Consider the following 18,474-nt stretch of genomic DNA (forward strand, 5'->3'; position numbering starts at 1 on the left):
TTTTTATAATACTCGATTGTAAATGAATCGCAGCGAATTTCAAATCCAAGGTTAATGGGTGTTGAATTTTCGTAAGAGTAAATCTTTGAGCTGCTTTTTGTTTCAGGGATCATAACACTTCCTTTAAAGCCAAGGAAATGTCCGATAATCGCGCCAATGAGGATTACAAGAATTGACGCATGGACAAGATACACTCCGGTTCTGCTCCATCTGCCTTTCTGACTGAAATAGAGGACAGTGTCTCCGGTTTTTTTCTGGGCGGTTTTCCAGCCGTTTTCAAGGAGAATTTGAGAAAGAAGATCTGGATCGGCGGCTTTTTTTGAAATTTTCCAGCTTTTGGTTTCAGACATTTTCCGGAGTCTCTCAGGTTTAATCCCAAGGTTATCTGCCTTGACTATTCGCCAGACCGAGGGAAACCTGTCGATACTGCAGATAATTAGATTTGCACTGAGTAAACCAAGCAGACCGATGAACCACCAAGAATAGTACATATCCGGAATATCAAGAACGTCAAAAAACCTGGCCCATGCTTCACCATAATTCTTAACATAAAAGGAATGGGATTCTCCCTGGGGAATAATTGTTCCGATTATGGAAGATACTGCGATAAAGCTGAGTGTGAAAATCGCCAGTTTAACTGATGCAAAGAAGTTCCAGAGAGAATTGTTCTGTTTCATTGAATTTAAACTAAGTGAGAATTATTATTGACTGGAGGGCGTATGGCTACCATAAGTAAAACCTGATTGCAATAAAATTGAACAGGTGAACTGAACATAAAAAGTAACTTACCTGCCGAAGAGTAACTCCTCGTATGACTGGTAACAATTTGATTTTATATCTTATGATCTGTATCTTTTATAAGAGCCACAGATTTTTACAGGCTCTTGTTCGCTATAGTCTACCTGTGGAACTTCAGATCTGGAAAATCGCAGATGTTAATATGTTTTATAATTTCCTGAAGTACAGTATTCAGATGAATTATATTTGATTTGCAAAGATAAGTGATTTTCAAAATAAACACATCAAATCTTTTCCCATTCCATCTGAATTCTGCAATTGGCAAGTTCAGGATCTATCCGGTTTTTTACGGCCTGTTTTACTCCCATGAACATGAAGAGTATTTTGCGGAGTATTTAAGCTGAAATCTGCGGTTTAAGGTTGTATTGCACAGGCGGAATTTTTATCACATTGTTGAGGCCGAACCATAGAGCCCGACCATGCCGGTTTATATGAAAAGTACTTGCCATCATTTTTAAAAAAGAGTATATTTTAACGTTTTGTGACAATTTTCCAGAGAATAATACTGCCTTCTTTCCATGCAATATGTGATGGAGCATGGATTGACATGAATATAAGGAGAATATAAATGGCAAAGGTATGTGAAATTTGTGGCAAGGGGCCTTTAACAGGTAATAATGTTTCCCATGCGCACAATAAGACAAGAAGAAGATGGCTTCCCAATCTGAAAAAAGTTCGTATGGTTACTGAAAGCGGTGCAACTAAACGTGGTAGAGTGTGTACCCGTTGCATTCGTTCAGGAGCTGTTGTAAAACCTGCATAATTCAGGAATTATATTAAAAAAAGGTGAGAGGAAAAGGTTCCTGCTCACCTTTTTTTTATTGGTTTATTATGCTCTCCTGAACTGGAACCACTCAAAGAAGATGATCTGCGAGTAATTGTGGTTTCATGCTATTGATTGTTTAAGAGGTTGAAATGAGTGAGGAAGAAATAAAATTTCTCAGTTTTGATGAAGCTGCACGACTTGTTGCAGCCATTCAGGAAGAAGAGGATATTGAGCAGGAAAATCGTCGGATATTGACAGTTTATAATCACGATGACAAGGAGTTGTGCTGGTTTGATTTTGAGGAAGTTATTGATGCTGTAGGTGACGTTCCCAAGGGAGAGCTGAAGGAAGCTGTCCAGAATTATATCCTTTCACATATTCCGGACTGGGCTCTTGAGATTTAGGTCATAGTAATTACGCCTTAAGTCATGAGAAGCCATTCTTCAAATGGAATAGGGAAAAGAATACAGTGTGAGGAGTCCCCAATAGTGTATTCACTGCTTATCTCTTTGCCTTGCCGAAAAACAGAAACCGGCCGGTCTGCGGAAACCACCACCACAATAGTTTCAGGATATTGAGCAGTAAACCGCAGGGCGGAATTGTATCTCGCTCCGCGGGCCCGGTTTTCGTTCTTTATTCTATGGCCGTCCAGGAGACAGGCAAAGGAGTGGAGATGGAGATCTGTGCGTATGTGCAGTGCTCCATCCACCTTCGCCAAGGCTCCGGCAAGCATCAGTTTGTTCCTGTCATGAAGGTCAAGGGGCGGGGTAAGGCTTTGTCCGGCCGTATCCGCCGGTTTTTCTGCCAGGTCAAGGACAAAGGTGCAGCCGAATGTATTATCTTCCGCGTAATGAACCAGAGTGGCCACGATTTTAAAAAGATCATTTCTTGTTGCGGTATCAAGTTCAAAATCCAGAAGTGCCTCTTCTACTTCAAACAGTTTTGCCCTGTGGGTATTTGAACTGTAACTGCCATCCTGAAAACTGCAGATAACTTCATCATTGTCTTTTAAAAAACCGAACCGTCCCTGGAAATCTGCGGTAATGTGGAACTGGTGTATCGGATTGGTAGCTATCCCGAGAATGGTTGTTCCATTGGAGACAAGGTGGTGCGTGCTGTGTTCCACTGCCTGGAGAAGTTTTCGTACATGTTTGAAATTACTTAACAGTGGTCTTTCGCTTGCATGAAATCTGACAAGAAAATGTATCTCTTTCAGAAATCTGGGTTCAATAAATGTCAATTTTCCAAATGGTCTTGCCCCTTCTTCATTGGTTTTGGAGATCCCAAGAACCGCATCAAGGACAGGATATATTCTGATCTGACAGTCCGGGCCAAGGCTCTGATTGGCCTTGTCCACAATATAGTCATGTACTGCATGACTTGAATACTCTCTTAGAAAACTGCCGGAAATTCCAGTATAGAGGGTCGAGTCGTTGGCAACATCGTGAGAAAATCTCAATACGGCGTGTTCAAGCCAGCATTCGGTCGGTCCTGTGGAACAGAGATTGGGATGATGTTCGGTGAACCACATCTGATAAAAAACGGGAGCGGAACTGCCTCCGCAGGAAATCAGCCCGTCAAGTTGCAGGTTGGCGAGAGGATCAATCAAGTTGAAAGAATGGCCAGATTTTTTCTCTTCAATATTTTCCTCCCATTCACTGTTTTCCAGGTAGATATTTTTCAATTTTGGTTCGTATCCACGAAGAAGATTCTGCGGGTCACAGACCTGCAGTTTCCGGCTCCGTTTCAAGGAAAAGATTACTGCAGCCCGACTCTGTTTGGAAAAGAGGGACAGGCCATCCCTCAGGCCGCTGAGGGTATCCATGATGCATCTGTTAATAAATGATGTGGTCGGCAAAATAGTGATGTCCCAGGTCAAGGTATGACTTGTGATTCAATAAACTGCCCGCTGTCCGGATCACGATATCGTACGATGGCGCTTATGGTCCCCTTGAGCGGCGAGCGAAGTCGGATTGAGATTGAAAGTCTGCGGTCTGAAATATTTCTGAACAGCCATTTGATTTTCCCCGATGATCTCTTTTTGGCCCCTGGAGAGGTCGTCAGTATAAAATTACTTGGATCGAGGAACTGCTCAACGATGAGATTTACAGGTCTGCGGGAGGATATGTTCAGTTCCAGAACGATCTGTTTCCCGGAGGCGGAACTGTAGGTTCCGTCAATAAAGGTTTCTGCTTTTGTGTTTCCGTTAGAGAAGAGAACCACAAATAAAATGAAAAGTGCTAACAGGGGTCGATTTTTCAGTTTGAGAATAAAAGAGGACATGCGATTATAAAACTCCTATTCTGAAATTTCGAACATGTCGGTCTGACGGTTCCAGCGGTAGCCTGATCCCAGCCAGATTTCTTCTATCATGTCCATATCAAGTTTCAGTCCTTTGATGTCACTGTAAAGATCGTAGACAGCCAGAATCTCACTGTCACTTATGATATTGTCACTGTTGGTGTCAGCCCAATGGTGTTTTCCCAGGATAATTTCGTGGTCACCATTGATGGTTAGACTGTCGGCAGGTCCGTTATTGATGGAAAGTGTTCCCTTGAATACATGTTTTTCTCCAGGCTTTCCTTCGATGGAGACAAGATAGGAAAAGAGTGCCTTGTTTTGGATTTTGAGAAGCCATTTAAGAATTTTCCCTTTTGTGCTGTTGCCGCTTGGCTCTGGGTATACTTTTAAAATACGGCTGCCTGGAGGCAGGGACTCCTTGAGAATAATGGCAATGGAAGACCGGGTTGCACCGTTTACCTTAATAATGACCGGAAAGGGTTGTCCGGCAATGCAATGTCTGGGCAGGATTCGTATTGCATTCAGTTTTGCAGCGGGAGGAGTTTGCAGGAAATAGAACGCAATTGCCACAATAAGAGAGCCGATTGTTGCGGACAGGATAAGTAGAGGCCATGCTTTTTTTATACCATTGTATCTTGAAGCTGGAAGAGATTGCCAGGCGTCCCGGGTGTTTTCCCGGTCTGCCCCAGCCCTTTGTTTTATTACAGGTTCAGTAGTTTCGAGAAGTTCTTCAAGATCCACGCCCAGGGCTTCAGCAAGTTTCAGACCGTTTTCCTTCTTAATGCTTGGATATCTTTTGTTTTCCCATCTTGAAATAGTATCCGTGGTTACCTGTACTGCGGTTGCCACGTAGAGTTGGGTCAGTCCCTGTTTTTCACGCAGCTGCCTGACTTTTGTTCCATCAATTTTTACCATGGCCATGGCGCCATGGGGCAGGTTTTCAGGAACAATCGTTTTTTTCATATTGATTGATATTTGAGGTTTATCGAAATTCAGTGCCCGTGAGCAATCATCAATTTGTATGCTCTTCAATATACCAGTATCTTTTTTGGGAACAAAGCGATAATTAACTGTGGATGGTTTCTTCCTTTGTCAGTCCAGGGTCATGTCGGGTATGAACCGGCCGGACATGGGGCGATTTCACCCCATGTCGTCTGGAAATTCCGCCTTGAGTCAGTATTCTGTCAGTGCATGCCATATAAACCATTAACAACAGAAAAAAGGAGGAAAAATGAAAGCAATGATTGGTTCGATATGTTTCCTGGGCTGCCTGTTATTTTTTGCGACAGGAAGTTTTGCCGCCAGTGCAAAGTGTCAAATTGTACAGATCGAAGGGACAAAAATGGTTCTTGACTGTCCAAAAGGAATAGAACGGTTCCAAGAGAAGGGAACAATAAAAATAAAATCCCTGAAAAAGAAGAAGATTGAGGGATGTTGACAGGAAAGGGTTAAGGCCAGTCAAAACGTACAACATTATCCAGGGGATCGGCTTTCAGGATTCTCACCTGGACCGTGCTGTTTGCAGCTATCTTTCTGCCGGCAGGTTTAGGCAGATCAATGTCCATGAGAATGTCGGTGAGCAGGAGGTTTATCCGTCTGGGGCCCACCTGGATGACAAGTGCGCTGATCAGCTGACCTTTGCGATCTGATAAATATTTAAGCAGCCAGTAGCGCTGTCGAAGGTGGCGGACGTTATTGGCTGCAGCAACAGTTCTGGAGAGAACAGAGGTGAAATCCTTACACATATCCTCGGTAAAACATGGTTCTTTCCTTCTTATGATCGAGTCAAGCTGGTGCTGCATGACAAGATCAAGCAGCCTTCTTATGGGAGAAGTAACAGTTGTATAGTGAGAGACGCCCAGACCGGAGTGCGGCTTGGCGGTTGTGGACAGTTCACCCCGTGGCAGTTGTTTTCTCTGGAGGGTATTTTGAAACAGATCATCGTCCTCTCCAAATACAATTCTGTTTTTCAATTCAGGCTGGGATCTGAAGAGGCCCGGAACCATTCTGTCGGAAACATATCTGGCCGCTTCGCTGTTGGCCAGGATCATCATTTCAGATACGATTGTCCTGGCTGGGGTGTCGCTTTTTCCCAGATTAACGTGAACCTGTCCCTGGTGATCTATGAAAATGTTTACATCGGGAAAGGGCAGGAGAAGGGCTCCCTTTTCAACCCTGCGCTGTCGCAGCTTTTTCCGCAACATATTGAGTATGCCAAGTTCCCTGTCTTTTTCAATCATCCTATCAACTTCATCATAGGTCAATCGTCTGGCAACCTTGATGATTGACGGTATGATCCTCACTCTCAGTATTTCTGCATCCTTTGACAGCAGGATCATGAAACTGAAGGCAGCTCTGATCTCATCCTGAATAAGACTGCATATTCCCTGGGAAAGGTGCCGGGGCAGCATGGGGATCTGCCCTTCGGGGAAATAGATGGAAGTTCCACGGCGCATTGCCTCCTGAAAGAGTGCGTCTCCCGGTCTTACATAATGGGCGACATCGGAAATATGAATACCCACAAGATAATTGCCATCCTGTTCTTCCAGAGTAAGGGCATCATCAAAATCCAGTGTGGTGGGGCCGTCAATAGTTATTGGTGCAAGATGGGTCAGATCAATTCTGCCGGAATCATTGAACAGTTCCTCCTGTCCCCTCTGGAGCAATTGTTCAGCCTGTTGCCTTGCCTCCAGGGAAAAATTGACGGGAAGTTCGTGTTTGAGCAGGGGGATATTTTCATTGGGACCCCATACTCCAGCCTTAACGAGGATATGAAAGGAGTCATGGGGCATGGTGAGGCCCGCTGTTTTCAGGAGTTGTCTCGCCGTATTTGCCTCTTTTGCGTCATTACCGAACACATAATAATCCCTGAGCAGATGGAGAGATTCTCTAAGGAGGGGATCAAGATCATTTTGTGTCCGTTTTCCTGAAAGAATATCCTTGACTGCAGCAGCGCCTTCGTTGATAATCTGCCTTTTTTTCTCTTCTTTTTTGCGTTGAATCTGTAGATTTTCAACCTGTTCCGGGCTGTTGACCTTTATCAGTCCCTCACTGTATTTAAAAAAAAGTCTGTCGTTAAAGACAGATCTTAAAAAGGCAGAAACGCAGTCGTCATTGGAAAGCTCACCAAAAATAAGTTCAGTGAGAAAAGAGGGGCTGAATGATGAATCGGATTCTTCGGAGGTGAGTTCCCAGAGTTCCTGCAGGTCAACAGCCTTCATCAGGTTGTGCCTCTTTTCCGAGATCTCCCTGAGACTACGTATCAGCTCTTCCCGGCTCTGTTCTGTACTGTGTGTATCATTCGAGCAGTGGACAACTCTCGAAAGGGGCAGGTTGACTTCTCTTCCGTTCTGATTGATCAGGCGAAGTCGTTTAGGTTGGCTTTCCACAACCAGGGCACAGATGAATTTACCGTTATCAAGATATTCTATGAGCTTTCCTGTACTAATCATAAAAAATAACTACCCCGATAACCGGAAATTTTTGATCGGTGATTTTGACAGAACATTTTTGTGCCCCTCGGCCAAGGTCAGAATGAGATTTTTCTGAACCTTTTTGTCCTTAAAGTAACGACATTACCTCGGAATTTGCGATTGCGGCCCTGTTACACACCTTCACAGCTTTTTTTAGTCGCCATGGTCTGACTGAGCGGATAAAAGATACCGTGAAAAGCGGGGTCCTGTGAGCAATTACGATAACGAGGAGGCAGTTAGTGCCTGTCCATAGTTGGTCTTTTTGCCCGATATCTCCGTTGCCCGAAAAATTTTATCCTCGGAGGTAAGCGTAGACTCCGATATCAATTATATGCCTACGGTAAAATTTCCCGTGCGCCTTGATCTCGAACAAAAACCCTCATTTCTGGAAAGACACTGGTTAGAGAATGTCATTTTTCCCAAACTTTATGTCATTGTGGAAAATGTCTGTTCCCGGCCAGCCTCTCGGGTCGCGAACGATCAAAAACTCCTTGTCAAAAATCCGGTTATTAAATAAAGGGATTTCCCTTCGAAAAATATATGAAATCTATTTGAGTCGTATTATAGTTTTATTGGTATCCGTTTGTCCATGGATAATGACCAAATTTCGACCAGTATAGTGTGTAATAATTTTTTGCACACATTTATTCTTCTCTTTGTGCAATTATTATTTTTTTGATTACCCGTGAAACTTATCCAGGTTGGAGATGTGCTTGCTTTTCACGGTCTCTTTTGCCTGTGCAGACAGATAAAAGCGAATAAAAGGCATGTAAAAACCTGCAGACACCCTCGACCAAGGTCAGAATGGGGCTTTTTAAAAACAACGTTATCCTTAAGTTGACGACATTGATTCAAAGTTTATAAAAACAAATAGTTATTAACCTTGTGAGTAATTATTCTCAATGAATATCTTTGAAAAACCGGTTAAATCCGGAATGGTGGCAATAGTCGGTCCTCCCAATGCAGGAAAATCAACGCTCATGAATAACCTGCTTGGTCAGAAAATTTCAATTGTGACACCCAAGCCTCAGACAACACGCAACAGAATAGCCGGGATAGTCAATGGAAAAGAGCACCAGATTGTTTTTCTTGACACGCCGGGACTGCATAAATCACGTGAACCGCTCAATATTGAAATGGTGAAGGTGGCCATGGAGAGTCTTGCGGAGGTGGATGCTGTTCTCTTTCTTATTGATGTCTCCCTGCCTCTACCTGAGAAACTGGAAAAGAAAAAGAGGGCGGAATTCCGATCGTATATGGAGCAGGTAAAAAGTCCGGCGATCATGGTTCTCAATAAAATAGACCTTGTTGACAGGAAAAAGATCCTGCCGTTGATTGAAAAGTACAGCAACCTGTTTCCCTTTAATGCGGTCGTTCCCCTTTCAGCACTGACGGGTGACGGAACCGAAAATCTTCTAAATGAGATCACCTCTCTTCTTCCCATGGGCCCCCGGTATTTTCCGGAAGACATTCCAACAGATGCCAGTGAACGTTTTCTTTGCGGAGAAATTATCCGGGAAAAGGTTTTTCTTCTGACCGGCCAGGAAATTCCTTATTCAACTGCAGTTATTATCGATTCCTTTAAAGAAGATACAATAAAGAAACTCATTACCATTCACGCTTCCATCGTTCTGGAAAAGAAATCTCAGAAAGGTATTGTTATTGGAAAAGGCGGGAAAAAACTCGGGGCAATCGGCAGTGCTGCCAGAAAAGATATTGAATTACTGCTGGGTGAAAAAGTTCTTTTGAAACTCTGGGTAAAGGTAAAAAAGAACTGGTCTAGAAATGAACAGTTTCTCAAGGAGCTTGGACTGTAATATACTTCAATACCGAATCCGCTGGCAATTGGACCGAAAGGCAGTTATTGGCGGTTTTCTGTGGTGGTGAATTTTGAAAAGAGATTAAGACTTTTCAGTATGTTATAGGCGCTGCGCAACTGATTATCTTTGAGAAAGCGTTTGGTAAGGGCTGTTTTTGTGGCATTTTCACTTTTTGTTTCCTTATTGTCCGGGCCTGCCAGGTGATGATCCAAATCCTTTTCCTTAATAATTTTTTTAAGTGATTTTTTCCCCCTGGCGGGCGCACAGTTTATAAAGGGAACCTCAACATCCGGAGTTATGCCTTTTGCCTGAATGGAGCGATCATCAGGTGTGTAATAGCGGGCTGTTGTCATGCGCAGTCCTGCGCCATCAGGAAGGGGAATTATTGTCTGGACAGAGCCTTTACCGAAAGTCTGCGTTCCTACGATAATTCCTCTTTTATGGGCCTGGATGGCGCCGGCGACAATTTCCGAGGCACTGGCCGAACCTTCATTGACCAGAACAACCAGGGGATAACTGTTGTCTTCGCCATTGTCATGGGCGTTGAAAACTGTGTTCTGATCTTCTTTTCTCCCTTTTGTGTAGACAATACGGCCGCTGTTGAGAAAAAAGTCGGCAAGAGTTACGGCCTGATGAAGAAGTCCGCCGGGATTGTTTCGGAGATCAACTATCATGCCTTTTAAAGAGTGTTCTTTTTTTAGCTTATGGATTTTTGCCTTGAAGTCCCTTGTCGTATGACTCTGGAAACTCGTTATTCGTACATAGGCAAATCCCGGTGACAGATATTCGGCTTTGACCGACTGAAGAGGAATAATTTCTCTTTCAATAGTGATTTTTTTCAGTTTTTCCCAGCCGGCCCGGTGGATTGCTATGGTCACTTTGGATCCTTTCGGGCCGCGAAGTTTTTTGATTGCTTCGTAAGGACCCATATTCAGGGTTTTGACACCGTTTATTTCGATAATAAGGTCGTTGGCCTTCAGACCGGCACGATCCGCCGGGGTGTCGGCAATCGGGCTAACAATTGTAAGGATATCATTTTTGACGGTCACTTCGATTCCGATACCGGAAAATGATCCTCGTGTTTCTTCCTGGAGTTCTCGAAAATTTTCAGGTGGAAGGTAGCTTGAGTGCGGATCAAGTGAGAAGAGCAGGCCACGTATCGCGCCGTTGATTACCTCTTCCGTATCAATTTTTTCCACATAATTTTCCTGGAGAATGGAAAGGACGTTGGAGAAAATTTCGAGCTGTTTATAAGTAGCCTCTTTTTCTTTCTGGGATATTTCAGCTCCTGCCAAAGAGGAAAAGAGAAGAGAAACTGCAAAGATACAAAAAGTGATTCTGGAGATGGATTGAAAATATGGAACCATTTTTTCCTCAATAAATCCTGAAAATACTTCTTTCCTGAACCCTGCATCCGGAAAATGGAAAATACGCGCATATGACTGATGTGATACGCGCTTTTTAGTTTCACCGTTTCTGGACCTCGAACGAAAAAAATCATTTTTCGAGGAATCTCACAGGATTCGGGTCTTACCCACCTGTCCTTTCCTCGGCTGAGGCCAGTCTGTTAGGATCCAGCCACAGGAGCGGGTCGAGAGATTGTTTCCCATGGCGAATCTCAAAATAGAGTCCTTCATCAAAAAGCATAGCCGTGTCCCCCATGATACCTATAACCGTATCCGGGTGAACCACATCACCTTTTTTCACAAGAAGTTTTTCAATCCTTGATGTGACGGTGTAATACTGAAATCCATGGTGTATAACTATAGTATTACCATACCCACGTAAATATCCAGAAAAAATTACCAGTCCCTTGCTTACCGGTCTGATTTTTGTCCCGTTTTCCGCCTTCAGGGTGATGCCGTTTGATTTCCGTAATATACCAAGCTTGTTCTCAGTTTCCTGACCAAAAAGGGTTATAATGATTCCATCAACTGGAGGGGGCAGATTACCCTTGTCGGCCAGAAAGGTGTCTTCTCCGGTGTGATACCTGTTTTTAAGGGCTACCAAGGCACCGGACAGTTTTTCTGCTGCCTCCTGCATCTCTTTTATGGCCTGTTTATGCAGTTTTGCCTGGGTTCGGATATGAACAAGAAGCTGCTGCTTTTCGTTTTTTGTGGCGGTTATTTTTTTTCTTTCCTGAAGGACCTGATCGATAAAGTTCTGGAGGACATATTTTTCAAGTGTAAGTGCTTTCCGGGCACGCTCAAGATCGCTGATAGTTTCCCTGTAAACTCTTATGACATCCTGGTCATAGCGGATAAGAGTGTCAAAGGCGTCATGAAATTGCAGGAGTTCCGGAAGAGTTCTGGTTGAGAACGTGACGTTGAGCAACCCTATATCTCCCATTGTGTAATATGCTTTGATTCTTTTCTTGAGGTGATTTTCAACGATATTTTTTTCTGTACGGATTTTTGCCAGGGCTTTGCCCTCTTTTTTTATGAGTTTCTGCTGGTCAGCCATGCGTTGCTGCAGTTTTTTCAGCTTTGCATGCTGTTCTGCAAGTTTTTTATCGAGAATTTCCAGTTCCTGGAGAAGATTTCTTTCCTTTTTCTCTTCCTCTTTAATTTTATCTTCATGGGTATTGATTCCATGCTGCAGCCGTCTGATTTTTATACGGTAATTTGCAACATCCTGATTTGTTACATTGTTAACGGACGAGGCCTGAAGAGTTGAGGCAAAAAAGAGATTTGCGAAAATGAGTAAAGAAAAGCAGAGGGAGATGGGCACAATCCGGAATGATGCCCAGGGTCTAGTCTGTATCAATTCTGCTGTTATCTGTAATTTACACATTATCTGCATGTGGTGTATTTCGTCATTGTAACCGTGAGGTTTTCTGCACCTGCTCAGAATCAGATACGCAGAAATTTCTGCATGGTTGAGTAACTTCCAAGGGTACAGAGAAGAATCGACACACCAATAATCGTCAGACTGACAACCGGCGGGAAAAATGAAAATTCAAAAAGATTAAGCAGACCCGGCCCGGAAAAGCGTAGTTTGATCCACTGGAAAAGGATATAGAGTGAGCAGATTCCTATAGTGGATCCCAGAATTCCCTGGAGGACACCTTCGAGAAGAAATGGAATACGAATATAATTGTTGGTGGCTCCGACAAGCTTTAACAGTTCCAGCTCATCGTGTCTGCCGAGAATTGTCAACCGGATCGTATAGGCAACCATAAATATGGTTGTCAGGATGAGAAGGGTGCCGCTGAGGAGGACCACTATGGAAAGCAGTTTTGTGAAATAATAAAAACGTTCCACCCATTCCTGGCCATACTGCACTTTCAGAGTTCCCGGCAGTCTCGCCAGGTATGCTGAAAACAGCTTGACCTGGTTAAGGCTGCGCAGGTTTTTCATGGGAGTGACTTCAATGGACGGCGGGAGGAAATCTTTTGGCATATCGTTGAGCACATCCTGGTTTTCCCCGAGCTGTTTTGAAAATCTTTCATATGCTTCCTTTCTGGAGATAAATCTGATCTCCTCCACCTTGTCAAAGGTGGTTATTTTATTTCTCAGCTGCTGCTTGAGTTCCGGACCGGGTTCATCTTCCAGATAGACAATCAGGCGGAGATCATCACCCAACCGTTCACCCAAATGGAGCATGTTGGTGTAGATAAGGTAGAAAAAAGCGAATATCAGGACAGAAAGGGATACCGTCAGTAATGTCATCATCTGGGATGCCCAGGTCTGGCGAAGGTTACGACCGACCTGCCTGATAACGGTAAACCAGAAACTCATCGGGTTGATCCTCCCTTGATGGAGTGGGTTATGCCATTTCGCAGTTCCATAATTCTGTATGGTGTATTCCGGTAGATTGTTTCATCATGGGTGGCTATAACAACGGTGGCTCCGGCTTTATTACATTTTGTCAGCAGCTTCATTACTTTTTCCGTGGTTATTGCATCCAGATTCCCGGTTGGTTCATCAACCAGGATTATGGTGGGAGAATTGGCGATGGCCCTTGCCAGTGTAATACGCTGCTGCTCACCCCTTGAAAGCTCGCCGGTAATGGTGTCGTGTTTATCTGAAAGATCAAGCTGGGCCAGAAGATCTTTAACTCTTTTACGTATTATCTGGGGTTTTTTATAGGAGACTTCCATTGAGATGGCGATATTTTCGGCTGCTGTTCTGTCCGTGAGAAGCTTAAAATCCTGGTAGGCAACACCGATTTTCTGCCTGAGACGGGCAAGCTTATACCCTTTGAGCTGATGGATAGGCAGGCCCGAGACTTCTATGAGTCCGTTTGTGGGGAGCTCCATGCTGCTGATGAGTTTGAGCAGCGTTGTTTTTCCCGCACCACTCATGCCGATAATAAAGAACATTTCCCCGTTTGATATTGAAAGAGAAATATTTCTCAGAGCAATCACATCCGGGGGGTAAAGTTTTGAAACCTTGATCATTTCGATCATGGTTTCAGTGGTGTGTGAGACATTGTTCTTCATTAATATTTAGGATCTCCAGTAAATGCAGTTCCGGGGTAATGAAAATATAAAAGCCACCTTGAGAATTTCCCTTTCGCCAGATTTCGGTGTACAGGGAAATGAAAAATTTATATTTACTCAAAAAGTGAATGGCTAAATTTTCTTAATATATCATAATATATTGAAATTAAATCATAATTCCATTTTTTCATTTTCTGAAGTGTAGGGTTTAGGCCATATGCTGACTTTTTGATTTCCAAGTTCCCTGGCCACAAAAGAAAATTCTATTATTCGAGACACTATCCGGTTTATGATAGCATAAAAAAATGACCAAAACAGGAAAAATATAAAATATTCAATAGATAAACGCAATATATCAATGAGGGTAGTTACTCCATTCGTGGAAAATTTGCAAACTGGACAGGATCAGTTTGTAAGAATCTTTGGCTGGTTGGGTTTTGCCGGTACTCAGAACGATATTTTCCCACAAAGATCCATATTTTCAACTTCTTTTAAGGGTTGTTCCGGATAAATAAGTGATTTTAGCTTGCAACTTGGTTTGCAGTTGGTATTTTTGTATGTTTGACTGAAAAATAGATCATCATGGATTCAGGATATTACAGAAAAGGAGAGAAGAATGGATTACAGGGACACCCTTAATCTACCCAGAACCAGTTTTAAGATGAAAGCCAATCTTGCCCAGAAAGAGCCAATGGCTCTCAAGCGCTGGGAGAAAGAGAATCTCTATAAAAGAATTCAGGACAGCAGTGAAGGAAAACCGGTTTTTATCCTCCATGACGGTCCTCCCTATGCCAATGGCCATATTCATCTTGGTACGGCATTCAATAAAATTCTGAAAGATATTATTCTTCGCTCCAAACGAATGGCCGGTTTCAATGCCCCATATATTCCAGGCTGGGACTGTCATGGTCTGCCAATTGAGCATAATGTGGATCTGGAACTCGGTGAGAAAAAGAAAACCATCCCTAAACTTTCCAAGAGAAGCGCATGCAGAAAATACGCTGACAAATGGATTAAAATCCAGAAGGGCGAGTTCAGACGCCTTGGTGTCATCGGGGATTGGGATGATCCATATCTGACTATCAATTATGCGTATGAAGCAGCGATTGCCAGGGAATTTAACAAATTTCTCCTTTCCGGTTCTGTTATTAGAAATAAAAAGCCGGTTTATTGGTGCTCAACCTGCACCACCGCTCTTGCTGAAGCGGAAGTGGAATATCATGATCACAGCTCGCCTTCAATCTATGTTAAATTCAAGGTGAAAGATGACTGTTCAGATATTGCTCCGGAACTGGGCGGTGACAATACTTATGTGGTCATCTGGACTACAACTCCCTGGACGTTACCGGCTAACCTCGCAGTGGCTCTCCATCCTGACTTCACCTATGCGGCCGTCGAAGTGAACGGTGAAACCTGGATTCTTGCAGAAGATCTGGTACAGAGGGTGATGGTGGAAATGGAGATAGAGGAATATAGAGTCAAGGCCACTTTTGCCTCCACCAAATTTGAAAAGAGAACATGCCGTCATCCTTTCATGGAGCGGGATTCACTTTTTGTCCTGGCGGATTATGTGACAACTGATGCGGGTACCGGTTGTGTTCATACTGCCCCCGGGCATGGTGCGGATGATTATCAGACCGGCCTTCGCTATGGCCTTGATATCCTTTCTCCTGTGAATCATGAAGGAGTTTATACGGAGGAGGCCGGTAAATATGCGGGGCAAAAGGTTCCTGATGTCAATGGTTTGATTAACAGTGATATGGCCGGGGCTGGAGTCCTTGTCCATGAATCGACTGTTCAGCATAGTTACCCCCATTGCTGGCGCTGCAAAAAGCCGGTTATGTACCGTGCCACCCCCCAGTGGTTTATTTCAATGGAAAATAACGGCCTGCGTGACAGGGCGCTTGCCGCCATTAAAGAGGTGGAATGGGTTCCATCCTGGGGAATGCAGCGAATTTACTCAATGGTTGAAGGGCGCCCTGACTGGTGTCTTTCCAGACAGCGGAGCTGGGGCGTACCTATTACTGTCATCAGCTGCCGTTCATGCAGGGAAGTTGTTAAAAATGAGAAGGTTGTTGAAAAAATCGATGAACTTTTTCTCAAAGAGGGTGCGGATGCATGGTTCAGTCACGAAGTGGAGGATTTTCTCCCCGGGAACATGACCTGCACCAAATGCGGAGGCAGTGATTTTTTCAAGGAGGATGATATTCTCGATGTCTGGTTTGACTCCGGTGTTAGTCATGCAGCGGTCTGTGAGGAGCGTCCGGAACTGCACTCTCCCGCGGATCTTTACCTGGAGGGCAGTGATCAGCACAGGGGCTGGTTCCAGAGTTCTCTTCTGGTTTCGACAGGCACAAGGGGACGGGCTCCGTTTAAAGGGGTTCTGACCCATGGATATGTGGTTGACGGCCAGGGAAAGAAAATGTCGAAATCCGTTGGTAATGTCGTGGCGCCCGGCGAAGTCATAGAAAAATACGGAGCGGAGATCCTCCGGTTGTGGGTGTCCAGTGAAGAGTATCGGGATGATATCAAGGTCTCGGATGAAATTCTCAAGCAGGTTTCCGAATCCTACCGGAAAATCAGAAACACCATTCGTTATATGCTGGGGAATCTGAGTGATTTTGATCCTGAAGAAAATTCTATCCCCCACGACAAACTGCCGGAACTGGATCGCTGGGCCCTGGCGAGGTTTGATGAGCTGCTGAACAGGGTTAAGAAAAATTATGAACAATATGAGTTTCATGCTATTTACCAGAGTCTCAATTATTTCTGTGGCATAACCATGAGCTCTTTCTATCTGGATATTCTCAAGGACAGGCTTTATGTTTCCGGCACCGATTCTTACCTGCGCCGCTCGGCCCAGACCGTTCTTTTTACAATTCTTGACGGTCTGCTGAGACTGCTCGCTCCCGTTCTCTGCTTTACTGCTGAAGAGGCGTGGAATCACCTCTATTCCCTTGATCAGAACGCACCTCTTGAGCAGGGAGTGTTTTTTGCTGAGTTTCCAGAGCGACCTGACAGCATCGAATATGATAAGGATATAATGGACAAATGGGAACAGCTCATCCGGGTCCGGTCGGAGATCACAAAAGCACTGGAAATTGCCAGGCGTGAAAAGGTTATTGGTCACTCTCTGGAAGCGGAAGTGCTTCTTCAGTCGGAAGGGGATCTGAAAAAATTTCTGGAATCTGAATGGGAAAGAATAAAAGAGATTTCCATTGTCTCGGAGCTTTCTCCGTTTGATGACGAGAAGAAAGGAGGAATCCTGTTTGAAAGTGAGGAGCTGGAAGGATTGAAGATTCGCGTTGTGCCGGCTCCAGGAGAAAAATGTGAGCGGTGCTGGATTCGTTCCGTTACTGTCGGGAAGGATCAGAACCATCCACAAATATGTGAAAGATGTGCGGGGGTTGTTTCCTGAGATGGTCTATTTTTTATTTCTGGGAATTGCAGTCTGTGCCGATCAACTGAGCAAGCAATGGATACTCGGTTCTTTCCAGCTCTATGAATCGCGGGAAATTATTCCCTCTTTTTTCCACCTGGTGTATGTGACAAACAGTGGTGCGGCGTTCAGTATGTTTGCTGATGTTGATTCTCCCTGGAGACATTTTTTTTTCCTGGGTGTCGGAACTCTTGCCATTGTCGGTCTGACCGTAGCCTGGTACAGGTTGAAGAGAGAAAACAGTCTTTATGGTATCGCCCTGGGACTGATCAGCGGTGGAGCGGCCGGTAACATAATTGACAGAATACGATATGGGTCAGTGGTCGATTTTCTTGATTTTCAATTCAAGGGATATCACTGGCCGGCCTTCAATATCGCCGACTCGGCGATTTGTGTGGGGGCTGGGCTTTTTCTTATCATAAATATTATCGAAGTTCGGAAAACAGCAAATGAGGTGAAGTAAATGAAACTGGCAGTGCTTTTTCCCGGCCAGGGATCTCAATATATTGGAATGGGGCAGGAGTTCATTGAAAAAGATCGTGAATATGGTGAGTTGATGGCCATGGCCGAGGCTGCATGTGACCTGAATCTGAACCGCCTGTGTGGGGAGGGACCTCTTGAGGATCTCACCAGGGTGGCCAATCTGCAGCCGGCCATTACCATCACCAATCTGATATGCTGGCATGCATTTTTAAAAGATGGAGGTGGTGAGTTCGTAGTAAACTGTTTTGCCGGGCACAGCCTGGGTGAATATTCCGCCCTGTACGGTGCGGGAGTTCTCTGTGCCGAAGATACCCTGAAGCTTGTCAGCAGGAGAGGGATGTTGATGGAAAGAGAAGGGAGCGCCAATCCCGGGGGAATGCGGGCGGTTCTCGGTCTGAGTGTTGAGGAAATTGAAGAGGTGATCAACGGGTGCGATAAAGGTGGTGTCGTAACGGCCGCAAATCACAACACGCCTCTGCAGATTGTTATTTCCGGAGATATGGAAGGTCTTGATGCGGTAACCTCTCTTGTTGAGGAAAAAGGCGCGCGGGTTATTCCGCTGAATGTGAGCGTTGCCAATCACTCTCCCCTCGTGGCGGGTGCTGTGTCTGATTTTGCAGAATATATGGAAAAGATAGAATTCAAAGCACCCAGAGTGCCTGTTTATTTCAATGTTTCGGCAGAACAGGAAGAAGATACAGAAAAAATCAAATCGATGATGGCCAGGCAGATAGCGTCCAGAGTGAGGTGGTGTGAGATCATACAATCCATGCTGGCAGAAGGTGTTGATACTTTTATTGAAGTGGGCCCTAAATCAGTGCTCAAAGGGATGATGCGGAAAATTGTTCCAAAGGGGGAAAAAGTGACGACACTGCAGTTCGACTCTCCCAAATCACTGGAGGCCTGTCTGGAAAAACTGCGTAGTTGTGCTGCAGGTTGAGGAAATTCCC

16 protein-coding genes are annotated in these 18,474 nt (G+C 44.4%); 7 read left to right on the forward strand and 9 right to left on the reverse strand.

All coding sequences use genetic code 11. The features are described 5' to 3' along the window. On the reverse strand, positions 1 to 677 hold a 677-nt coding region (locus ACXLDX_RS09865; protein ID WP_457577012.1), incomplete at its 3' end, for a cytochrome c biogenesis ResB family protein. Between the two features lie 689 nt (positions 678 to 1,366). On the opposite strand from ACXLDX_RS09865, the gene rpmB reads away from it, so the two are divergent. Beyond that, the gene (gene rpmB, locus ACXLDX_RS09870; protein ID WP_228857044.1) at positions 1,367 to 1,561 is read left to right on the forward strand and encodes a 50S ribosomal protein L28; all 195 of its coding nucleotides are present in this window, start codon (positions 1,367 to 1,369) and stop codon (positions 1,559 to 1,561) included. Positions 1,562 to 1,713: 152 nt separating this feature from the next. Beyond that, positions 1,714 to 1,968 carry a hypothetical protein gene (locus ACXLDX_RS09875; RefSeq protein WP_457577013.1) on the forward strand — a complete coding sequence of 85 codons (255 nt, stop codon included), beginning with the start codon at positions 1,714 to 1,716 and terminating at the stop codon, positions 1,966 to 1,968. A gap of 17 nt (positions 1,969 to 1,985) precedes the next feature. Here the strand turns inward: ACXLDX_RS09875 and ACXLDX_RS09880 are convergent, their stop codons facing one another. The 3 genes from ACXLDX_RS09880 to ACXLDX_RS09890 are packed head-to-tail and all read right to left on the reverse strand — an operon-like array spanning position 1,986 to position 4,828. Then, complete coding sequence (locus ACXLDX_RS09880; RefSeq protein WP_457577014.1) at positions 1,986 to 3,443, reverse strand: DNA integrity scanning protein DisA nucleotide-binding domain protein; 1,458 nt, start codon at positions 3,441 to 3,443, stop codon at positions 1,986 to 1,988. Then, entirely contained in the window at positions 3,440 to 3,847 is a 408-nt protein-coding gene (locus ACXLDX_RS09885; RefSeq protein ID WP_457577015.1) for a hypothetical protein, read from the reverse strand. Before ACXLDX_RS09885 ends, ACXLDX_RS09880 begins: the two co-directional genes overlap by 4 nt. Positions 3,848 to 3,862: 15 nt before the next feature. Further along, entirely contained in the window at positions 3,863 to 4,828 is a 966-nt protein-coding gene (locus ACXLDX_RS09890) for a helix-turn-helix transcriptional regulator (RefSeq protein WP_457577016.1), read from the reverse strand. 268 nt (positions 4,829 to 5,096) lie between these two features. On the opposite strand from ACXLDX_RS09890, the gene ACXLDX_RS09895 reads away from it, so the two are divergent. Further along, complete coding sequence (locus tag ACXLDX_RS09895) at positions 5,097 to 5,303, forward strand: hypothetical protein (protein ID WP_457577017.1); 207 nt, start codon at positions 5,097 to 5,099, stop codon at positions 5,301 to 5,303. A 10-nt stretch (positions 5,304 to 5,313) separates the two neighbouring features. Here ACXLDX_RS09895 and ACXLDX_RS09900 read toward each other — a convergent pair whose 3' ends face one another. Beyond that, on the reverse strand, positions 5,314 to 7,317 hold the full coding sequence (locus tag ACXLDX_RS09900) for a ribonuclease catalytic domain-containing protein (protein ID WP_457577018.1): 2,004 nt from the start codon (positions 7,315 to 7,317) through the stop codon (positions 5,314 to 5,316). Positions 7,318 to 8,240: 923 nt separating this feature from the next. On the opposite strand from ACXLDX_RS09900, the gene era reads away from it, so the two are divergent. Then, positions 8,241 to 9,155: a GTPase Era gene (era, locus tag ACXLDX_RS09905; protein WP_457577019.1), complete on the forward strand. Its 915-nt coding sequence runs from the start codon at positions 8,241 to 8,243 to the stop codon at positions 9,153 to 9,155. A gap of 44 nt (positions 9,156 to 9,199) precedes the next feature. On the opposite strand, the gene ACXLDX_RS09910 is transcribed toward era, so the two are convergent. The 4 genes from ACXLDX_RS09910 to ftsE all read right to left on the reverse strand — a co-directional run bounded on the left by ACXLDX_RS09910 (position 9,200) and on the right by ftsE (position 13,602). Further along, the gene (locus tag ACXLDX_RS09910; RefSeq protein ID WP_457577020.1) at positions 9,200 to 10,525 is read right to left on the reverse strand and encodes a S41 family peptidase; all 1,326 of its coding nucleotides are present in this window, start codon (positions 10,523 to 10,525) and stop codon (positions 9,200 to 9,202) included. A gap of 163 nt (positions 10,526 to 10,688) precedes the next feature. Then, a complete protein-coding gene (locus ACXLDX_RS09915; protein WP_457577021.1) occupies positions 10,689 to 11,924 on the reverse strand; it encodes a murein hydrolase activator EnvC family protein in 1,236 nt (411 codons plus the stop codon). Positions 11,925 to 12,010: 86 nt separating this feature from the next. Further along, positions 12,011 to 12,898: a permease-like cell division protein FtsX gene (gene ftsX / locus ACXLDX_RS09920; RefSeq protein WP_457577022.1), complete on the reverse strand. Its 888-nt coding sequence runs from the start codon at positions 12,896 to 12,898 to the stop codon at positions 12,011 to 12,013. Next, the gene (gene ftsE, locus ACXLDX_RS09925) at positions 12,895 to 13,602 is read right to left on the reverse strand and encodes a cell division ATP-binding protein FtsE (protein ID WP_457577023.1); all 708 of its coding nucleotides are present in this window, start codon (positions 13,600 to 13,602) and stop codon (positions 12,895 to 12,897) included. Before ftsE ends, ftsX begins: the two co-directional genes overlap by 4 nt. A gap of 616 nt (positions 13,603 to 14,218) precedes the next feature. Between ftsE and ileS the strand changes: the two genes are divergently transcribed. Genes ileS through fabD form a run of 3 tightly spaced genes read left to right on the forward strand, consistent with a single transcriptional unit; the run spans position 14,219 to position 18,464 of the window. Further along, positions 14,219 to 17,020 carry an isoleucine--tRNA ligase gene (gene ileS / locus ACXLDX_RS09930; RefSeq protein ID WP_457577024.1) on the forward strand — a complete coding sequence of 934 codons (2,802 nt, stop codon included), beginning with the start codon at positions 14,219 to 14,221 and terminating at the stop codon, positions 17,018 to 17,020. 1 nt (position 17,021) lies between these two features. Beyond that, positions 17,022 to 17,504, forward strand: coding sequence for a signal peptidase II (gene lspA, locus ACXLDX_RS09935; protein ID WP_457577025.1), 483 nt, complete (start codon positions 17,022 to 17,024; stop codon positions 17,502 to 17,504). After that, positions 17,505 to 18,464: an ACP S-malonyltransferase gene (gene fabD / locus ACXLDX_RS09940; protein ID WP_457577026.1), complete on the forward strand. Its 960-nt coding sequence runs from the start codon at positions 17,505 to 17,507 to the stop codon at positions 18,462 to 18,464. It abuts the gene before it with no gap. Positions 18,465 to 18,474 lie beyond the last annotated feature (10 nt).

The organism is Desulfomarina sp., from assembly GCF_054039375.1.